The following is a 16487-nucleotide window of genomic DNA, read 5'->3' as shown; positions in this document are numbered from 1 at the left end:
CGGGTCAGGGCCGCGCCGCGGCCGCCCCAGGGGCTTCGGCAGGGGGGACTTTGACAGGAGGGGCTTGGGCCCCCGTCACCACCGCCAGGGCGGCTTCCAGCGGCAGGTCCCGCCCTTCGCGGATGGTCGCCAGGGTCTTCCACACCGTGATGTCCGGTGTCAGGCCAGAGCCCTCCAGATCCCGCCCCTTGGGGTCCCTCAGCGCCGCTTCGGGCACCTGGATCAAGCCACCGTTCGGCAAACGGTAGGCCCGCGCCATGAGAACATCGCCGGATGTCTTCCGGCCCACGATGGTCGCCCGGCCATAAGCCTGAAGTGCTGCGGCGGAAACCTCGGCGGCACTGGCGGAGGCCGGGCCGACCAGGACGGCCAACGAACCGGATAAGGCAGCATTCCCGTCCGAAACCTTGATCATTTCGGTCTCGGTGGCGCCCCGTTGTTCCATGATCGTGGTCCCGGCGGGCAGGAAGTAACCCAGGAAGCGTTGCATAGCTTTAACGGTGCCGCCGGAATTATTGCGTAAATCGAAAATTACGGCCCCAGAATTCTGCTCTTTAAGTTGCATTCCAACCCAGTCGACATTCTCATCGTTGAATTTGTCGAATCGGATGACCAGGGTGGCGCCAACCTTCTCAGCGGACCGGTGGTAGGGCTGCCATCCCTCGATATAGCTAATCGGCACCTTCGCCTCAAACTTCCTCTCTTCCCCGTTGGGCAACTGGATGGTCAACGCGATACCGTCCTCGCCATCCTGGCGCGGCAGGCTGGTCATTCCCCTGAGGAACGAGCCGATCTCAATGCCCTCACGATCCGCCACCGAGTCCTTTTGAACGTCGATCACCGACAAGCCCTCGTCAGTCGCAGCTCCCCCAAGGGTGGTGATGATGCCACTGGGGCGGTAGAACACCGTCAGATCGGCGTTCGCCGGGTCCGTCCGAAGTGCATTCAGCTTCACGAAAGAAGCAGCGTCGAAGTTACCGAATACAATTCTTCGGTTTTCTATATAGGGAGCGTCATCGCCACGAGCCATCTGAGATTTATTAACTTTTACCTCAAAATTGCGGCCATCTATTTTTGTTACATAATACGATACAACATCTTCTCCATTTTCGTCTTTATGAATTCCAATTAATATGTGATCTCCCACCCTAACCCCTTGTTTATAAAGATAAGAATCCGTCTCTATTTGTGCAATGATCGGCGCCTTCATATGTCTAGGGCCAATAACGCTGAGGCCCGCCATCTCCATACTGTCAGGAAAGATCAAATCGGCACCCGGCTCTGATCCGATGGCGAATTCAGCCTGTGCGGGCGTCTGGTAATCCAGGTGAGAGCTTTCAAGTAGCCGCAGCATGGAGTTGATGACCTCGGCGGTATCGAATCCCCTGCTGTCCCACCAGGGCAGCTTGGCCCTGAAGGTCTGGCCCACCTTCACCCAGTCATACCCGTTGAAGGTACGGTCATAATAATGCGTGTTCACCACATCCCAGGCGGCATCGAACACGCGCGACGGTTTGTGCCGCAGGTAGAAGACGGCGCCCGCCGCCGTGCCTCCTATCAACAGAAGGCAGACCGAAACCCTGAGCAGGCGGCTTCCGCGCCAGATCTTGTTAAGCATGCCCGCACGACCCAACATCGCCTCCTGTTTTTTAAACCGTCTCGGCCCCTGGCAGCCAACCAGAAGGTTGCCATCCCAGGACATCATCATCGAAAGCGCGCAGGCAAGATAAAAATGCAAGTTAATTTAAAAATCTAGATGTTGCTGTGGTGTTAACATGCGCAACTTCACGCCCATCGACTTGGCTTTTAATGTCGTTGCCGACGATAGGCGCCCCCTTTGTTACGATATTGCCAAGGAATGGGCCGATGATCCGTCCCTTGCGTTGGGTCAATGCGATCCGGTGCTGGTGTGGCAAGATCCCGGCATCCTGGTCCGCTTCACCACGCCTGCTCCCCAACTCGATGGGAGGAGACCATGCCGGAACCATCACTCCCGCCGCACGGGCTGCCGTCCCTTGTGGGCTTCAGGGAAGAGATTGTGAAGGACGGCGTCTTTGATCGGCTGGTACGGTTCCATGCGCTGGCGGGTGCGGCGACGGCCCATCGGGTTCTGATCATCGCCCCGCTGTCGGGGATCAATCCCCGGCTGCTGCATGACATGGTGGCGGACATGGCGCCCTGGTGCGACCTGCACCTGTTGGAATGGCGCGATGCCGCCGAGGTGCCGGCACCCTGCGGCGGCTTCGGTTTGGCCGACTGCCTGTCGCGGGTGCTGGATGCCGTGCAACAGCTGGGCGAGGTCGATCTCATCGGCCTGTGCCAGTCCGCCCTGCCGGCCCTGGCCGCGACCGCCCTGCTGGCGTCCAGCCGGACCCTGCCCAATCCGCGCAGCCTGGTGCTGATCGGCGGCAAGATCGACCCGCGCATCAACCCCATGGTCGGGGATCAGTTCGCCTTCGCCCATTCCCTGGACTGGTTCCGCACCCACGCCCTTTCCCTGGTCCCGGAGGGACGGCTGGGGGCCGGGCGGGCCGTCTATGCGCACGAAACGCAGCGGCGCGTGCTGTGGTCCTATGTGAACCGGCACATGGCGGACGGCTGCGACATCATCCGCAAGGCCCTGCACGACGACGGCCTGGACCCGGCGGGGCATCCCTTCCTGTCCGACCTGGCGTCGTTGATCGACGTGCCCGCCGAATTCTTCCTGGATGTCATCGCCACCGTCTATCACGCCGACGCCCTGGCCCTGGGAACCCTGCGCTGGTGCGACCTGCCGGTGACCCCCGGCCTGATCCGGGAAACCGCCCTGCTGACCATCGAGGGCGGGCGGGACGACATCGCCGGCCCCGGCCAGTGCGAGGTGGCCCATCGCCTCTGCCCCGCCATACCCAAGGCCCGGCGCGGGCACCGTCTGTTCGCGCCCGCCGGGCATTTCAACCTTTTCCACGGCGCCGTCTGGCATGACCGGGTGCATCCCGTGGTTCGGGATTTCCTATGCCGCCATCCCTAGAATCCGCAGCACCACAGCCCAGCTGGTCACTGCCGCTGGAGGCCGTGCTGGCCTCGCTGTCGACCAGCCCCGCCGGACTGGGCAATGAGGCGGCGGAGGAGAGGCGGCGGCGCTGGGGCCCGAACCAGCCGGTGCCGCCGCGTCGGCGGCGGGCGTGGGTCGACTTCCTGGCCCGGTTCGCCAACCCGCTGGTGCTGATCCTGCTGTTCGCCAGCGGGCTGTCGGCGGCCACGGGCAACACCTCCAGCTTCATCATCGTCGCCATCGTCGTGTTGCTGAGCGTCGTGCTGGATTTCATTCAGGAGCGCCAGGCCGAGGCGGCGGTGGAGGCCCTGCGCCGCACGGTCGCCGTCCGGGCGCGGGTGCTGCGCGACGGCGCCGAGGCGACCCTGCCGCTGGACCAGCTGGTCCCCGGCGATGTCGTACGCCTGTCGGCCGGCGATCTGGTGCCGGCCGATTGCCGCCTGCTGCAGGCGCGGGACCTGTTCGTGAACCAGGCCGTCCTGACGGGTGAGGCCTATCCTGTGGAAAAGCGGGCGGAGGACACGCCCACCGCCCCGGCCATGGCGGGTGAGGCCACCGCCTGCCTGTTCATGGGAACCTCGGTCATCGCCGGCAGCGCCACGGCCGTGGTCTGCCAGACCGGCGCCGCCACCCTGTTCGGGCGGATCAGCGGCAGTCTGCGAACCGTGCCGCCGCCCACCGCCTTTGAGATCGGCGTCCGGCGCTTCGGCTTCCTGATCCTGCGGCTGACCATTTTCCTGGTGCTGTTCGTCCTGACGGTGAACGTGCTGTTCCACCGGCCCTGGCTGGACTCCCTGATGTTCGCGCTGGCCTTGGCTGTCGGGCTGACGCCGGAGCTGCTGCCCATGATCGTCACCGTCACCCTGGCGCGCGGGGCCCTGCGCCTGGCCAAGCGGCGGGTGATCGTGAAGCGCCTGGCCTCCATGCACAATGTCGGTGCCATGGATGTCTTGTGCACGGACAAGACGGGAACGCTGACCGAGGCCAGCATCCGCCTGGTCCGCGCCCTGGACTGCCAGGGGACCGAGGGGCGCCGCCCCTTCGACCTGGCCTATCTCAACAGCCGGTTCGAAACCGGCCTGCGCAGCCCGCTGGACGAGGCCATCCTGGCCCACGGCGATGGGGCCCACGGCGATGCCCCCCAGGCAACCCCTGACCTGGCGGCCTGGCGCAAATGCGATGAGGTGCCCTTCGACTTCGAACGTCGGCGGGTGTCCGTGCTGGTGGAGAACGGCGGTGAGAAGCTGCTGGTGGTCAAGGGCGCGCCGGAGGATCTGCGACACCTGTCCGGGCGCTATCGCGGCCCTGGCGGGGACGCGCTGCCCTTGGATGACGGCATGCAGGCGCGGCTGGATGCCCAGTTCCAGGATCTGGGCCGTGAGGGGTGCCGCGCCCTGGCCGTGGCGACCAAGCCGCTGCCGCCGGACCGGGAGCATATCGATCGCGCCGACGAATGCGACCTGGTGTTCGAGGGACACCTGGCCTTCCTCGACCCGCCCAAGGCCAGCGCCACGGCCGCCGTCGCGGCCCTGGCCCGGTCCGGGGTGGCCATCAAGATCCTGACCGGCGACACAGAGGCGGTGACCCGCCACCTGTGCGGGGAGTTGGACCTGCCCATCCGCGGCGTGATGACCGGGGAGGAACTGCGGTCGCTGAGCGAGGACGCGCTGCGCGCCCGGCTGCCGCAGGTGACCGTCTTCTGCCGCGTCACGCCGCAACAGAAGGAGCGGGTGCTGCTGGCCTGCCGGCAGACGGGGCATGTGGTGGGCTTCATGGGCGATGGGGTGAACGACGCCTCCGCCCTGCATGCCGCCGATGTCGGCATCTCCGTCGACAGCGCAACCGACGTGGCGAAGGAGGCGGCGGGCATCATTCTGCTGGATCAGGATTTGTCGGTGGTGCATGAGGCCGTGCTGGAGGGGCGACGCACCGTGTTGAACGTCACCAAATACGTGCTGATGGGCAGCAGCTCAAACTTCGGCAACATGTTCAGCATGGCCGGTGCCGCGCTGTTCCTGCCCTTCCTGCCCATGACGCCGGTGCAGGTGCTGCTGAACAACCTGCTGTACGACGCCTCGGAAACCGGCATTCCCTTCGACACTGTGGAGGAGGAGGCGCTGGCCCGGCCGGTGCACTGGAATCTGCCCCTGATCCTGCGCTTCATGCTGGTCCTGGGGCCAGTCAGCTCCCTGTTCGACTTTCTGACCTTCTACGTCCTGCTGCATCTGCTGCACGCGGACGAGCCCCTGTTTCAAACCGGCTGGTTCATGGAAAGCCTGGCGACCCAGGTGCTGGTGATCTTCATCATCCGGACGCCGCGGGCCCCCTGGCGCAGCCATCCCCACCCCGTGCTGGCGGGCCTGGCCGTGGTGACGGCGGCCCTGGCCGCCTTGTTGCCCCTGACGCCGCTGGCGCCAGTCTTCGGGCTGGTCGCGCCGCCGCCGCTGTTCTACCCGCTTTTGGGCGCCGCCGTGCTCGCCTATCTCGCCCTGGCGGAGGGGGTCAAGCGGCTGTTCTTCCGGCGCTTCTCAACCTGAGGCGCCGGCGCACCCCTGAAGGGGGTATCGCCGGCGCCCATAGTGGCCTTCGCGTCTTACTTGGCCGTCTTGGCGTAGGCCTTCACCGCCTCCATCGCCTTTTCGATGTGCGTGTCGGGGTTCTTGTCGGTGAAGCTCAGCAGGATCTTGCCGCCGGGGGCGATGACATAGGACGTACGGTCGGAGATCACGCGGCCGTCGGCCTGGATGATGTTCTGGTATTCGGTGGCGACCTTGGCGTCGGGGTCGGCCGCCACGGCGAACTTGTCGCGGCATTCCAGGCTGGAGAATTCCGCCACGCGGTCGACATTGCCGGCGGTGACGCCGATGACGGTGGCGCCCAGCTTCTTGAAGTCGTCCGTCGCCTCGGCGAACTCATGGGCCTCGATCGTGCAGCCCTTGGTGAAGGCCGCCGGGAAGAAGTACAGCACCACCGGCCCCTTGCTCAGCGCCTCGTGCAGGGAGAAGGTCAGCGGCTTGCCGGCCAGGGCGCCCTGCAGCTGGAAGTCGGGCGCGGTGGCGCCCACGGGCAGCGCCGCCGAGGCCACGGTGGCGCCCCCCGCCACGGCCAAGACCGCCGCCGCGGCCAGGATGGTGCGGGCACTGTGGATGATGTTCATGGTTTGCTCCGTCCCTTTCAAAACACACGGGGCCCCACATATGGGGGAAGACCGTCCATAATTCGCTTGAGCGGTCCGATTGGTTTGGTGCGAAATCGCCGCACATGAAAAAAAGTGGCCGGCGGACGGTCACAGGCCGGGTCAGCTGCGCAGGCCCGGCGCCTCCTGCCCCGTACGCGCCACATATTCCGTGTAGCCGCCGCCGTATTGGTGGATGCCGTCCGGCGTCAGTTCCAGCACCCGGTTGGACAGCCGCGCCAGGAAATGGCGGTCGTGCGACACGAACAGCATGGTGCCCTCATAGGCGGCCAGGGCCGTGATCAGCATCTGCTTGGTGTCCAGGTCCAGGTGGTTGGTCGGTTCGTCCAGCACCAGGAAATTGGGCGGGTTGTACAGCATCATGGCCATCACCAGGCGGGCCTTCTCGCCCCCCGACAGGACGCGGCACCTCTTTTCCACGTCATCGCCGGAAAAGCCGAAGCAGCCCGAAAGGGCGCGCAGTGAGCCCTGGCCCGCCTGCGGGAACTTCGCCTCCAGCGCCTCGAACACCGTCTGCTCGCCATCCAGCAGTTCCATGGCATGCTGGGAGAAATACCCCATCTTGACGCTGCCGCCGACCGTGACGGTCCCGGAATCCGGCTGGTCTGCGCCGGCGATCAGCTTCAGCAGGGTGGACTTCCCCGCCCCGTTGACGCCCATGACGCACCAGCGTTCCTTGCGACGGATGGTGAGGTCCAGGCCCTGGTAGATGGTGCGGCTGCCATAGCCCTTGTGCACGTTCTTCAGCACCGCGACGTCGTCGCCCGAGCGCGGCGCCGGCGGGAATTCGAACGTCACCGTCTGGCGGCGCTTGGGCGGCTCGACCCGGTCGATCTTGTCCAGCTTCTTCACCCGGCTCTGCACCTGGCTGGCGTGCGAGGCGCGGGCCTTGAAGCGCTCGATGAACTTCAGTTCCTTGGCCAGCATGGCCTGCTGGCGTTCGAACTGCGCCTGCTGCTGCCGCTCGTTCAGCGCCCGCTGCTGCTCATAGAAAGCATAGTCGCCGGAATAGCTGGTCAGCGACCCGCCGTCGATTTCGATGATCTTGGTGACGATGCGGTTCATGAACTCCCGATCGTGCGAGGTCATGAGCAAGGCGCCGTCATAGCCCTTCAGGAATCCTTCCAGCCAAATCAGGCTTTCGATGTCCAGATGGTTGCTGGGTTCGTCCAGCAGCATGGCGTCGGGCTTCATCAGCAGGATGCGGGCCAGCGCCACGCGCATCTTCCAGCCGCCCGACAGGCCGCCGACGTCCTTGTCCATCATCTCCTGGCTGAAGCTGAGGCCGGCCAGCACCTCGCGCGCCTTCCCCTCCAGCTCATACCCGCCCAGTTCGTCGAAGCGCGCCTGGACCTCGCCATAGCGCTCGATGATCGCGTCCATCTGGTCGGCCTGGTCGGGGTCCGCCATGGCCGCCTCCAGGCTGGCCAGTTCCTTGGCCACGTCGCTGACCGGCCCGGCGCCGTCCATCACCTCCGCCACGGCGCTGCGGCCGGACATCTCGCCCACATCCTGGTTGAAATAGCCGATGGTGACCTGCTTCTCGATCGACACCTGGCCGCCGTCCGGCATCTCCTCCCCCGTGATCATGCGGAACAGGGTGGTCTTGCCGGCACCATTGGGCCCGACCAGGCCGATCTTCTCCCCCGGTTCAGCGCGGCCGACGCCTCCATGAACAGAATGCGGTGGCCATTGTGCTTGCTGACATTTTCAAAGCGGATCATGGGAGAACGTGTTCCTGGAGACTTTTAGGGACTGAAGCGTGAGGGCCCCCTTATGCCACAGGATGTGCGGCGGCATAGAGCCTTGATGGGCCCCAGCCTCATACCGATGACGGGGGAACCGAAGCCGCGCTCAATGCTTCTCCGCCAGCAACGAAACCACGGCGGATCGGTCCACCCCGGATCGGTCCCTAATCGGGAGAGCGAGCGATGGCCCAGAAGACCCTTGAGACCATGTTCATTGAAGAGTTGCGGGACCTCTATAGCGCGGAACGGCAGATCGTTCGCGCCCTGCCCAAGCTGGCCAAGGCGGCCTCGGCGGAGGAGTTGCGGCAAGCCATGGAAACCCATCTGGAGGAAACCCGCGGCCAGGTGGAGCGGCTGGACAAGGTGTTCGAGGCCTTGGACACCAACAGCCGCAGCCGCGGCAAGAAGTGCGAGGCGATGGAGGGCATGCTGGCGGAAGCCGGCGAACTCCTGGACCTGGGCCTGTCGCCAGAAGCCCTGGACAGCGCCCTGATCGCCGCCGCGCAAAAGGTGGAACATTATGAAATCGCCAGCTACGGCTCCGCCATCGCCTGGGCCAAGGCCCTAGGCTTCGACGATGTGGCGGATCTGCTGGCCGAAACCCTGGATGAGGAAAAGAACGCGGACCAGGTGCTGAACAAGGCCTCCACCAGGATCAACAACTCGGCGGCCAGCCAGATCAAGGCCGCTTAAGCAACAGGGGCCGGCACAGCCGCGGCCAAATTTGGCCGCGGCTTCCCACCCCGCGCGGAAACGACTTGGGCGGACACCCCGAGGTGTCCGCCCAAGATCGCGGCCGCACCGCAGATCGCATCAATGGCTACGCCCGGAACGGCCGCCACCAGCGCCACCATCGTCCGCTTCGCCATAGCCTTTCATGACATCGGCCGCCGTCTCATAGTCGGTGTCCGGCATCGCCTCCAGCATGTCCAGGACATCCCCTTCGGCGCCGTTTTCCTTGGCCTTGCGGATCAGCGCCTGCTTGTCGGCGGGGAAGTCGATGCCTTTCAGGTAGTGGGCCACGTTGGCGGGGGAATGGCCACCCAATCCTCGCGTCATGTGTACTCTCCCGTTGGGAATGGACCCCAGGGCCTGTCTGACCCCGGGCCAGTGTGTTAGGCGGAGCGGGGCGCCGAGGCGCCCCGCCCCTTATAGGTCAGTGCATGCTGCCGGAACTGCTGCGACGCCGGCGGGTCGGCTTTTCCTCGTCGTCGGACTCCGAAGATGACGAGGAGCGACTGCTGACGCGGGAGCGCGACCGGCTGGGCGTCTCTTCCTCATCCTCGCGGCTGCTGGCGCTGGCCGAACGGCCCCGGCTCTGGCCACCGCGACGACCGGCTTCGGCATGCTCCTCCGGGTCACCGAAGTTGCCACCCTGGCCCTCGTCCTCAGCGTGGCCCTCGTCGTCATGGCGGGCCCGCTGGGCGCGTTCATGACGAACCTGCCCGCCGCGACGGCCAATCTCGGCATGGCCCTCCGGATCGCCGAAATAGCCGCCTTGGCCTTCGTCTTCCGCGTGGCCGTTTTCGTCACGGCGAGCCCGCTGGGCACGCTCATGACGGACCTGGCCACCGCGGCGGCCGATCTCCGAATGGCCCTCCGGATCACCGAAGTAGCCACCTTGGCCTTCGTCCTCCGCGTGGCCGTCCTCGTCGTGGCGGGCCCGCATCGCCCGCTCGTGACGCACCTGCCCACCGCGGCGGCCGATCTCCGAATGGCCCTCGGGGTCACCGAAGTAACCGCCCTGGCCGCGATCCTCCGCGTGGCCATATTCATCACGACGCGCCTGCTGGGCACGCTCGTGACGAACCTGACCGCCACGGCGGCCGATCTCCGAGTGGCCCTCCGGGTCGCCGAAGTAGCCACCCTGGCCGCGATCCTCCGCGTGGCCATATTCATCACGACGCGCCTGCTGCGCCCGCTCATGCCGAACCTGACCGCCACGGCGGCCGATCTCCGAATGGCCCTCGGGATCGCCGAAGTACCCGCCCTGGCCGCGATCTTCCGCGTGGCCGTATTCATCACGGCGCGCCTGCTGCGCCCGCTCATGCCGAACCTGACCACCACGGCGGCCGATCTCCGAATGGCCCTCGGGGTCGCCGAAGTAGCCGCCCTGGCCCCGGTCCTCGGAATGCCCGTACTCGTCACGGCGCGCCTGCTGCGCCCGCTCGTGCCGAACCTGACCGCCGCGACGCCCGATCTCCGAATGACCCTCGGGGTCGCCGAAGTAGCCGCCCTGGCCCCGGTCCTCGGAATGCCCATACTCGTCGCGGCGCGCCTGCTGCGCCCGCTCATGCCGAACCTGACCGCCACGGCGGCCTATCTCTGAATGACCCTCGGGATCACCGAAGTAGCCGCCCTGGCCGCGATCCTCGGCGTAGCCGCCACGGCTACCGCGGTAATCCCCATCGTCGTCATCCTCGCGGCTGCGCGAATGCCGGCGATCGTCGTCGTAATCCTCGTAATCCCGGCGTCCGCCCTGAGGGGCGCGGGATTGGCGGCGCGGATCCTCATATTGTTCTCGTGCCATGAATTTTCCTCCTGGCTTATCCGACAGCCGGGCAGGTGATAGGGGCGCCCGGTCCATCAAACAACGCGAGAGAGGCCGAAACGATCCTTTAATTTTCTGTATAAATCCAATTTGCCCAACATTTCAAATGCCACACACCCCACATGGAACCACACCTACCTCATACTATATTGATTCAAAACCATAAATACTGCAAAGATAAAGCTTCGTTCCAGATTTATACGGCCCATTTATCGCGCACATTCTTAAACTGACAAAAAAGGCCACGCCGGCGACCCAGCGTGGCCTATACAATCTCAGTTGAAGAAATCACGGAGCCGCCGGCGTCAACGGCGGCACAGGCATATAAGAATGGGGACCATCATCGGTTCCATCTGAAGCCGATAACCGTCCGCGCGCAGCGTCATGCCCAAAGGCGATTCTGCCGTTGGCCGATCCACTCTAGTTGGGGACCACGCCCCGATCATAGGGCAGGGTGAAGCGGAAGGCGGTACCCACCTGGTCGGCGCTTTGCACCGTCAATTCACCGCCATGGCTTTTGACGATGGATTTGCAGATAACCAATCCCAAACCCATGCCCTCCGCCTTGGTGGAAAAAAACGGCTCGAATATGCGGCCAATAATGCTTTGGTCGATACCGGGGCCATTGTCGCGGACCTGGACCTCCATGACCGCTTCCTGCGGCTTGTCGGCAACGGCCACGGTCAGTTGACGGTCGCTCGTGCCGGCATTGGCCATGGCCTGCATGGCATTGAGGGCCAAGTTGATAACGACCTGTTTGATTTCCCCCTCATCCACCCGGGCGGTAGGCAGGCCGGGTTCGATCAGGATACGAACCTTGACGTCATATCGCTGGGCCTCGCCCTGGATGAGTTGCAGCGCGTCACGAACCAGGGCGTCCAGACTGGTGGCGTTGCGCTTTGGCGCCTTGCGCAAAAAGGTCTTGATGCGCCCCACGACGTCGTTCGCCCGCTGGGCGTTCTGGCGAATCTGATGCAGGGCACTCAGGGCCCGGTCAACGTTGGGCTGCCCGTGTGTCAGCCAGCGTTCCGCCGCTGATGCCGACACGGAGATCGCCGCCAACGGCTGGGCGACATCATGTGCGATCGAGGCGCTCAGCTCACCGACAGTGGAGACGCGGGCGGCATGGGCCAGGTCCGCACGAGCGTCCGTCAGCGCTTTCTGCGCCCGCTTTTGGTCGGTGATGTCGAAGCCGTAGAACAGGATGCGGCTGGCATCGCCCGACGGGGGCAGGGTCGCGCGCCAGATGATAGGCACGACCCGCCCATCCAGGGTATGCAGCACGCGCTCCCCCTGGGCCGTCAGCTTGCCCTCCATCAACGTTTGATAGACACGGACGTTGCTTTCCAGGCTGGCCGGCAGCAACTGGGGGGCGATGGCCAGGAATTGCGCTTTGCTGGTGGCGCCGAACAGCCGCAGCACCGCCTCGTTCGCATCCACGAAACGATGGCTCTTTCGATACTGCAGCACCAGCTCAGGGTGCTCCGCCAGGAAGGCGCCGATGTCCGCAACACCTTGCGCCTTCAGGGCGGCCAGGGTGGAGCGGACACCGGACCAGTCCTCAATCAGAATGGGAATGGGGGAGGCGTCGAAATAGATGCGCTTGAACGCCTGGTTCCGCCGGCGCGTATTAAACAACAATGCGATCAGCAGGCAGAGCAGCGATACATTCGCCAGGGTAATGAAGAAATTATACGTCATTGCGGGGCTCGGAGGTCGAAGCGAGGCTTCACAGCGTCACAGTGCATGGCGCCGCTGACGGCTCCGGGCGGGTCTCAGGCAGGGCGACCATGGCGATCAGGCCGATCAAGCTGGTGATGATGAGGTAATAGGCGGGGGAAATGGGGTCGCCGGTGTATTGCGTCAGCCAAGTGATGATGAACTGCGTCGTTCCGCCGAACAAGGAAATGGTCAAGCCATAAACCATGGCCAAGCCGCCCGCCCGCACGGGGCTGGGCAGCAGTTCGGTTATGGCGGTCAGGCTGGCGGCGCCGCTGACGGCGCCCAGCGCGGCCAGCAAGCCCGAGGCCGCGAGCATCGCCGCGGCACCGGGCCGTTCCAGCATCAGCGCGAAACAGGGATAGGCCAGCAAGGCCAAGGCCAGGCGAGGCAGCAGCATGACCGGGCGCCGGCCCACCCGGTCCGCCAGCCAGCCACCCGCAAGGGCGAAGACCAGGACACAGCCGCCCACCATGGCGGTAACGGCGATGGACGCCGCCGGCGGCATCCGCAGGATGGTCAGCGCATAAGTTGTCATGTAGTTGGTGGTGAAGGTGGTGACCGTGCCGCACAACAGCACCGGGACAGCGACCAGCAGGGTCCGCCGCTGGCGGGCCAGGTCTCGGACCAGGCTGGCCGTGCCGGCCGCCGGCCGGGCATCCGCCGGCAGGCACCGGCGCAAATACAGGCCGGCGGGCAGGATGGCCAGCCCCGGCAGCAGCAGCAGACGCCAGCCCCACTGTTCCATGGCGGCCTGCGGCAGGCAAAGGGTCAGCCCCAGGCCCAGCAGCCCGGCCGCCAAGGTGGCGCCACCTTGGCTCGCCAGTTGCCAGGCCGTATAAAGGCTGCGGCGCCCCGCCGGGGCCAGTTCCAACAACAGGGCGGTCGACGCCCCAACCTCGCCCCCCAACGCGAAGCCCTGGATCAGACGGGCCAGCACAATCAGCGTGGGACCTGCCATGCCGATGCTGGCATAACCGGGCGTCAGGGCCAGGATCAACAGGCCCACCGCCATCAAGCCAATGGTCAGGGTCAAGGCCGGGCGCCGTCCCCGGCGGTCGGCGTAGAACCCGATGATGATGGCGCCGATGGGTCGGGCCAGGAAGCCAACGCCAAATACCGCGGTGGCCAGCAATAGCGCCGTCCAAGGCTCCCCAGCCGGGAAGAAGACCCGGCCGATGCTGACGGTGATGAAGGCATAGGTGCTGAAGTCATAGAATTCCAGGGCGTTGCCCAGGACCAGCGCGGTGACCAGCCTGGGCCCCGAAAGGGGACGGCCTTCCCGCGAGTTGGCAACCGTTCGCACCGTCCGTCCTTCCTCTGCGCCATGTGCCAGCCCATACCGGCATGGGTGCGATCTATCAAGCGCGGCGAGGCACCGGCCCCAGCCTCCAGGCAAGGGTAAGGCGCGCCAAACCTAAACCATAGCTGGGAGCGTCGCCTACCCCTCCCGGGGGATAGCACGAGCAAGGGTGCGATTCCATAAATTGCCCGGCAACGCACCATAAGATCCGTTTGCCGCAACAGCCGTCCTCGGCAACCGGGCGTTCGTCATGCGGAGGAGAGAGTTCAAGCGACGAATGCCGTGGGCGCCGGCCGCTTGAAGATGCTTGCTGGCATGGGATCGTTCAGCTTCATGAGGCGGCTGCGCGCACGGTTCACCCGGCTCTTGACCGTGCCCACGGCGCAGCCGCACCGGTCGGCTGCCTCCTCATAACTGGCGCCGCCAGCGCCTACCAGCAACAGCGCCAGCCGCTGCTCGATGGGCAAACGGGCCAGCGCCGCCGCCACCTCCCGTCCTCGTATCCGCCATTCCTGGCGGGGCTCCACCGCCACCTGGGCGCAATAAGCGCCGTCGGGGTCGCCCTGTTCCCGCCGGCGCTGCTTCACCATGGCGTAGAAGTGATTGCGCAGGATGGTGAAAAGCCAGGCGCGTAGGCAACTGCCGGGGCGGAACTGATCCGCGTGCGCCCACGCCCGCACCACCGTTTCCTGAACCAGATCCTCCGTGTCCGCGTCATTGCGAGCCAGCGATTTGGCGAAGGCGCGCAGGCTGGGCAACAATTCCAAGACATCGCCGTGAAAACCAAGGTAGGGCTCCACACTCATTCTGAGAACTCTCCCACATTGCGGAAAATACTGGGAACTCCACATCCTGTTTATTGGGAATGTCTGGCTACCGAACGCCCTCAATGTTTGCGCGCCGTGCCGGGTGCGGCCATGCCGCGGTGCTGCTCCGCCAACATCTCGTTGGGGGTGATGTTGGCCAGCGTCGCCTGCAGCTTGTTCTTCCAGCCGCTGACGACATCGGCCTCCCCGCTCATGACGGCGTCGAAGCCGTCGCGGGCGACCTTGGCCGGATCGTCCTTCTGGGTGGTGCCGATGTCGGTGTCCAGCAATTCGGCGCGCCGGAAGAACTCCGTCTGGGTCGGGCCGGGCATGAGACAAGATACGGTGACGCCTGTGTCCTTCAGCTCATTGCGCAGAGCGAAGGCGAAATTGTCCAGGAACGCCTTGCTGGCATTGTAAACGGCCTGGTAGCTGCCGGGAATGAAGCCGGCGATGGAACCGGTGATGAGGATGCGGCCGGCGTTCACCAGGCGCATGTCCCGGCCCACCTTGTGGATGAGGGAGACGGTGCCGGTCACGTTGGTGTCGATCACCCGTTTGGCCTTGGCGAACTCCTGGTCCAGGAAGCCCTTGCCCAGGCCGCGTCCGGCATTGGCGAACAGGATGTCGACCGGGCGGCCGGTCGCCTGGATGATGGTGTAGAGGGTATCCACGCCCTCCATGGTGGCAAGGTCCACTTCCACCGCGTCAACATGCACGCCCATGGCGCGAAAGGTTTCAGCGGCGATATGGATTTCCGGTTCATCGGCCGCGATCACCAGGTCGAAGCCGTTCTGGGCGCACAGCTTGGCCAATTCGTAGCCGATGCCGGTGGATGCGCCGGTGACGACGGCCAGCAGGCGCACGGGCGCGCGGGAAGCAGCCATGGCGTTACTCCTTCACGATAGGGGTTGGGACTGCCTGCCTCAGGGCCGCAACACGACCTTGATGCAGCCGTCCTTCTTGTCGCGGAACGTCTTGTAGAGATCCGGCCCCTCCTCCAGCGACGCGCGGTGGGTGATGACGAAGGACGGGTCGATGTCCCCCTCCTCGATCCGGCGCAGCAGGTGGGGCAGGTAACGCTGGACCGGTGTCTGGGCCATGCGGAAGGTCAGCCCCCGGTTGATGGCGGAGCCCATGGGGATCTTGTCCAGGAAGCCGCCATAGACGCCAACGATCGACACGACGCCGAAATTGCGGCAGCACATGATGGCCTGGCGCAACACATGGGGACGGTCGGTGCCCATGAAGGTGGCGACCTTGACCCGGTCGATCACGGCGTCGAAGCCGCTGCCGATATCCGGCTCGGTGCCCACGGCATCGATGCAGGCGTCCGCCCCACGGCCCTGGGTCAGGTCCATGATGCGGTCGTAAATGTCCTCTTCCTTGAAATCCAGGGTCACCGCCCCGCCCTGCCGGGCCAGGGCCAGCCGCTCGGGCACGTGATCGATGGCGATCACCCGCTCCGCCCCCAGCAGGTAGGCGCTGCGGATGGCCATTTGGCCCACCGGCCCGCACCCCCAGATGGCGATGGTGTCGCCCGGCTGGATGTTGCAGAAGTCGGCGGCCATGTAGCCGGTGGGGAAGATGTCGGACAGGAACAGCGCCTGCTCGTCGGTCAGGCCGCTGGGCACCTTGATGGGGCCGACATCCGCATAAGGGACGCGGAGATATTCCGCCTGGCCGCCGCTGTAGCCGCCCAGCAGATGCGAATAGCCGAACAGCCCCGCGGGGGAATTGCCCCACAGCTTGGTGGCCTTCGACCTGTCGGGGTTGGAGCGTTCGCAGGCGGAGTAGTAGCCGCGCTTACAGAAAAAGCATTCCCCGCAAGAGATGGTGAAGGGCACGACCACCCGGTCGCCAACCTTCAGGTTGCCCACGCCGCTACCCACGGCGACGACCTCGCCCATGGTCTCGTGGCCCAGCACATCCCCGCTTTCCATGGAGGGGATGATGCCGTCGTAAAGATGGACGTCCGAACCGCAGATGGCGCAGGCCGTCACCTTGATGACGCAGTCCCGGGCATGCTCGATCGTCGGATCGGGAACGTGCTCGCACCGGACGTCCCCCTTGCCGTGCCAGGTCAGCGCTTTCATGGGAATCCCTTCCATGGTGGGTGGCTCGGAACGT

13 protein-coding genes are annotated in these 16487 nt (G+C 65.2%); 4 read left to right on the top strand and 9 right to left on the bottom strand.

What is annotated here, in order from left to right:
- Positions 1-4: 4 nt before the first annotated feature.
- On the bottom strand, positions 5-1738 hold the full coding sequence (locus UCD39_RS08020; protein WP_330495543.1) for a S41 family peptidase: 1734 nt from the start codon (positions 1736-1738) through the stop codon (positions 5-7).
- A 300-nt stretch (positions 1739-2038) separates the two neighbouring features.
- On the opposite strand from UCD39_RS08020, the gene UCD39_RS08015 reads away from it, so the two are divergent.
- Positions 2039-3010 carry a hypothetical protein gene (locus UCD39_RS08015; RefSeq protein ID WP_330495542.1) on the top strand — a complete coding sequence of 324 codons (972 nt, stop codon included), beginning with the start codon at positions 2039-2041 and terminating at the stop codon, positions 3008-3010.
- Positions 2995-5571, top strand: a complete 2577-nt coding sequence (gene mgtA / locus UCD39_RS08010) for a magnesium-translocating P-type ATPase (RefSeq protein ID WP_330495541.1) — start codon at positions 2995-2997, stop codon at positions 5569-5571. The genes UCD39_RS08015 and mgtA overlap by 16 nt, the downstream gene beginning before the upstream one ends.
- A gap of 56 nt (positions 5572-5627) precedes the next feature.
- Here the strand turns inward: mgtA and UCD39_RS08005 are convergent, their stop codons facing one another.
- On the bottom strand, positions 5628-6191 hold the full coding sequence (locus tag UCD39_RS08005; RefSeq protein WP_145734473.1) for a peroxiredoxin: 564 nt from the start codon (positions 6189-6191) through the stop codon (positions 5628-5630).
- A 141-nt stretch (positions 6192-6332) separates the two neighbouring features.
- Positions 6333-7829 (bottom strand): ABC-F family ATP-binding cassette domain-containing protein, encoded by a 1497-nt coding sequence (locus tag UCD39_RS08000; RefSeq protein ID WP_416211199.1) that lies wholly within the window; start codon positions 7827-7829, stop codon positions 6333-6335.
- Between the two features lie 332 nt (positions 7830-8161).
- Here UCD39_RS08000 and UCD39_RS07995 point away from each other — a divergent pair, with 332 nt between their 5' ends.
- Positions 8162-8671 carry a YciE/YciF ferroxidase family protein gene (locus tag UCD39_RS07995; protein ID WP_330495540.1) on the top strand — a complete coding sequence of 170 codons (510 nt, stop codon included), beginning with the start codon at positions 8162-8164 and terminating at the stop codon, positions 8669-8671.
- Between the two features lie 120 nt (positions 8672-8791).
- Here the strand turns inward: UCD39_RS07995 and UCD39_RS07990 are convergent, their stop codons facing one another.
- A complete protein-coding gene (locus UCD39_RS07990; RefSeq protein WP_186455905.1) occupies positions 8792-9037 on the bottom strand; it encodes a DUF2795 domain-containing protein in 246 nt (81 codons plus the stop codon).
- A gap of 286 nt (positions 9038-9323) precedes the next feature.
- On the opposite strand from UCD39_RS07990, the gene UCD39_RS07985 reads away from it, so the two are divergent.
- Positions 9324-10307: a hypothetical protein gene (locus UCD39_RS07985; protein WP_330495539.1), complete on the top strand. Its 984-nt coding sequence runs from the start codon at positions 9324-9326 to the stop codon at positions 10305-10307.
- Between the two features lie 642 nt (positions 10308-10949).
- On the opposite strand, the gene UCD39_RS07980 is transcribed toward UCD39_RS07985, so the two are convergent.
- The 5 genes from UCD39_RS07980 to UCD39_RS07960 form a co-directional block, all read right to left on the bottom strand.
- Entirely contained in the window at positions 10950-12167 is a 1218-nt protein-coding gene (locus UCD39_RS07980; protein ID WP_330495538.1) for a PAS domain-containing sensor histidine kinase, read from the bottom strand.
- Positions 12168-12258: 91 nt separating this feature from the next.
- Positions 12259-13554: an MFS transporter gene (locus UCD39_RS07975; protein WP_330495537.1), complete on the bottom strand. Its 1296-nt coding sequence runs from the start codon at positions 13552-13554 to the stop codon at positions 12259-12261.
- 263 nt (positions 13555-13817) lie between these two features.
- Positions 13818-14357 (bottom strand): sigma-70 family RNA polymerase sigma factor, encoded by a 540-nt coding sequence (locus UCD39_RS07970; RefSeq protein ID WP_330495536.1) that lies wholly within the window; start codon positions 14355-14357, stop codon positions 13818-13820.
- Positions 14358-14437: 80 nt separating this feature from the next.
- Positions 14438-15244: an SDR family NAD(P)-dependent oxidoreductase gene (locus tag UCD39_RS07965; protein WP_330495535.1), complete on the bottom strand. Its 807-nt coding sequence runs from the start codon at positions 15242-15244 to the stop codon at positions 14438-14440.
- 39 nt (positions 15245-15283) lie between these two features.
- Positions 15284-16453 carry a zinc-dependent alcohol dehydrogenase gene (locus UCD39_RS07960; protein ID WP_330495534.1) on the bottom strand — a complete coding sequence of 390 codons (1170 nt, stop codon included), beginning with the start codon at positions 16451-16453 and terminating at the stop codon, positions 15284-15286.
- Positions 16454-16487 lie beyond the last annotated feature (34 nt).

Origin of the sequence: Nitrospirillum karajorum, assembly GCF_036348415.1 — a bacterium.
Taxonomy (GTDB): Bacteria; Pseudomonadota; Alphaproteobacteria; order Azospirillales; family Azospirillaceae; genus Nitrospirillum; species Nitrospirillum amazonense_B.
Note: the sequence above shows the minus strand (reverse complement) of the source record. Positions and strands in the feature narration are given on the sequence as shown.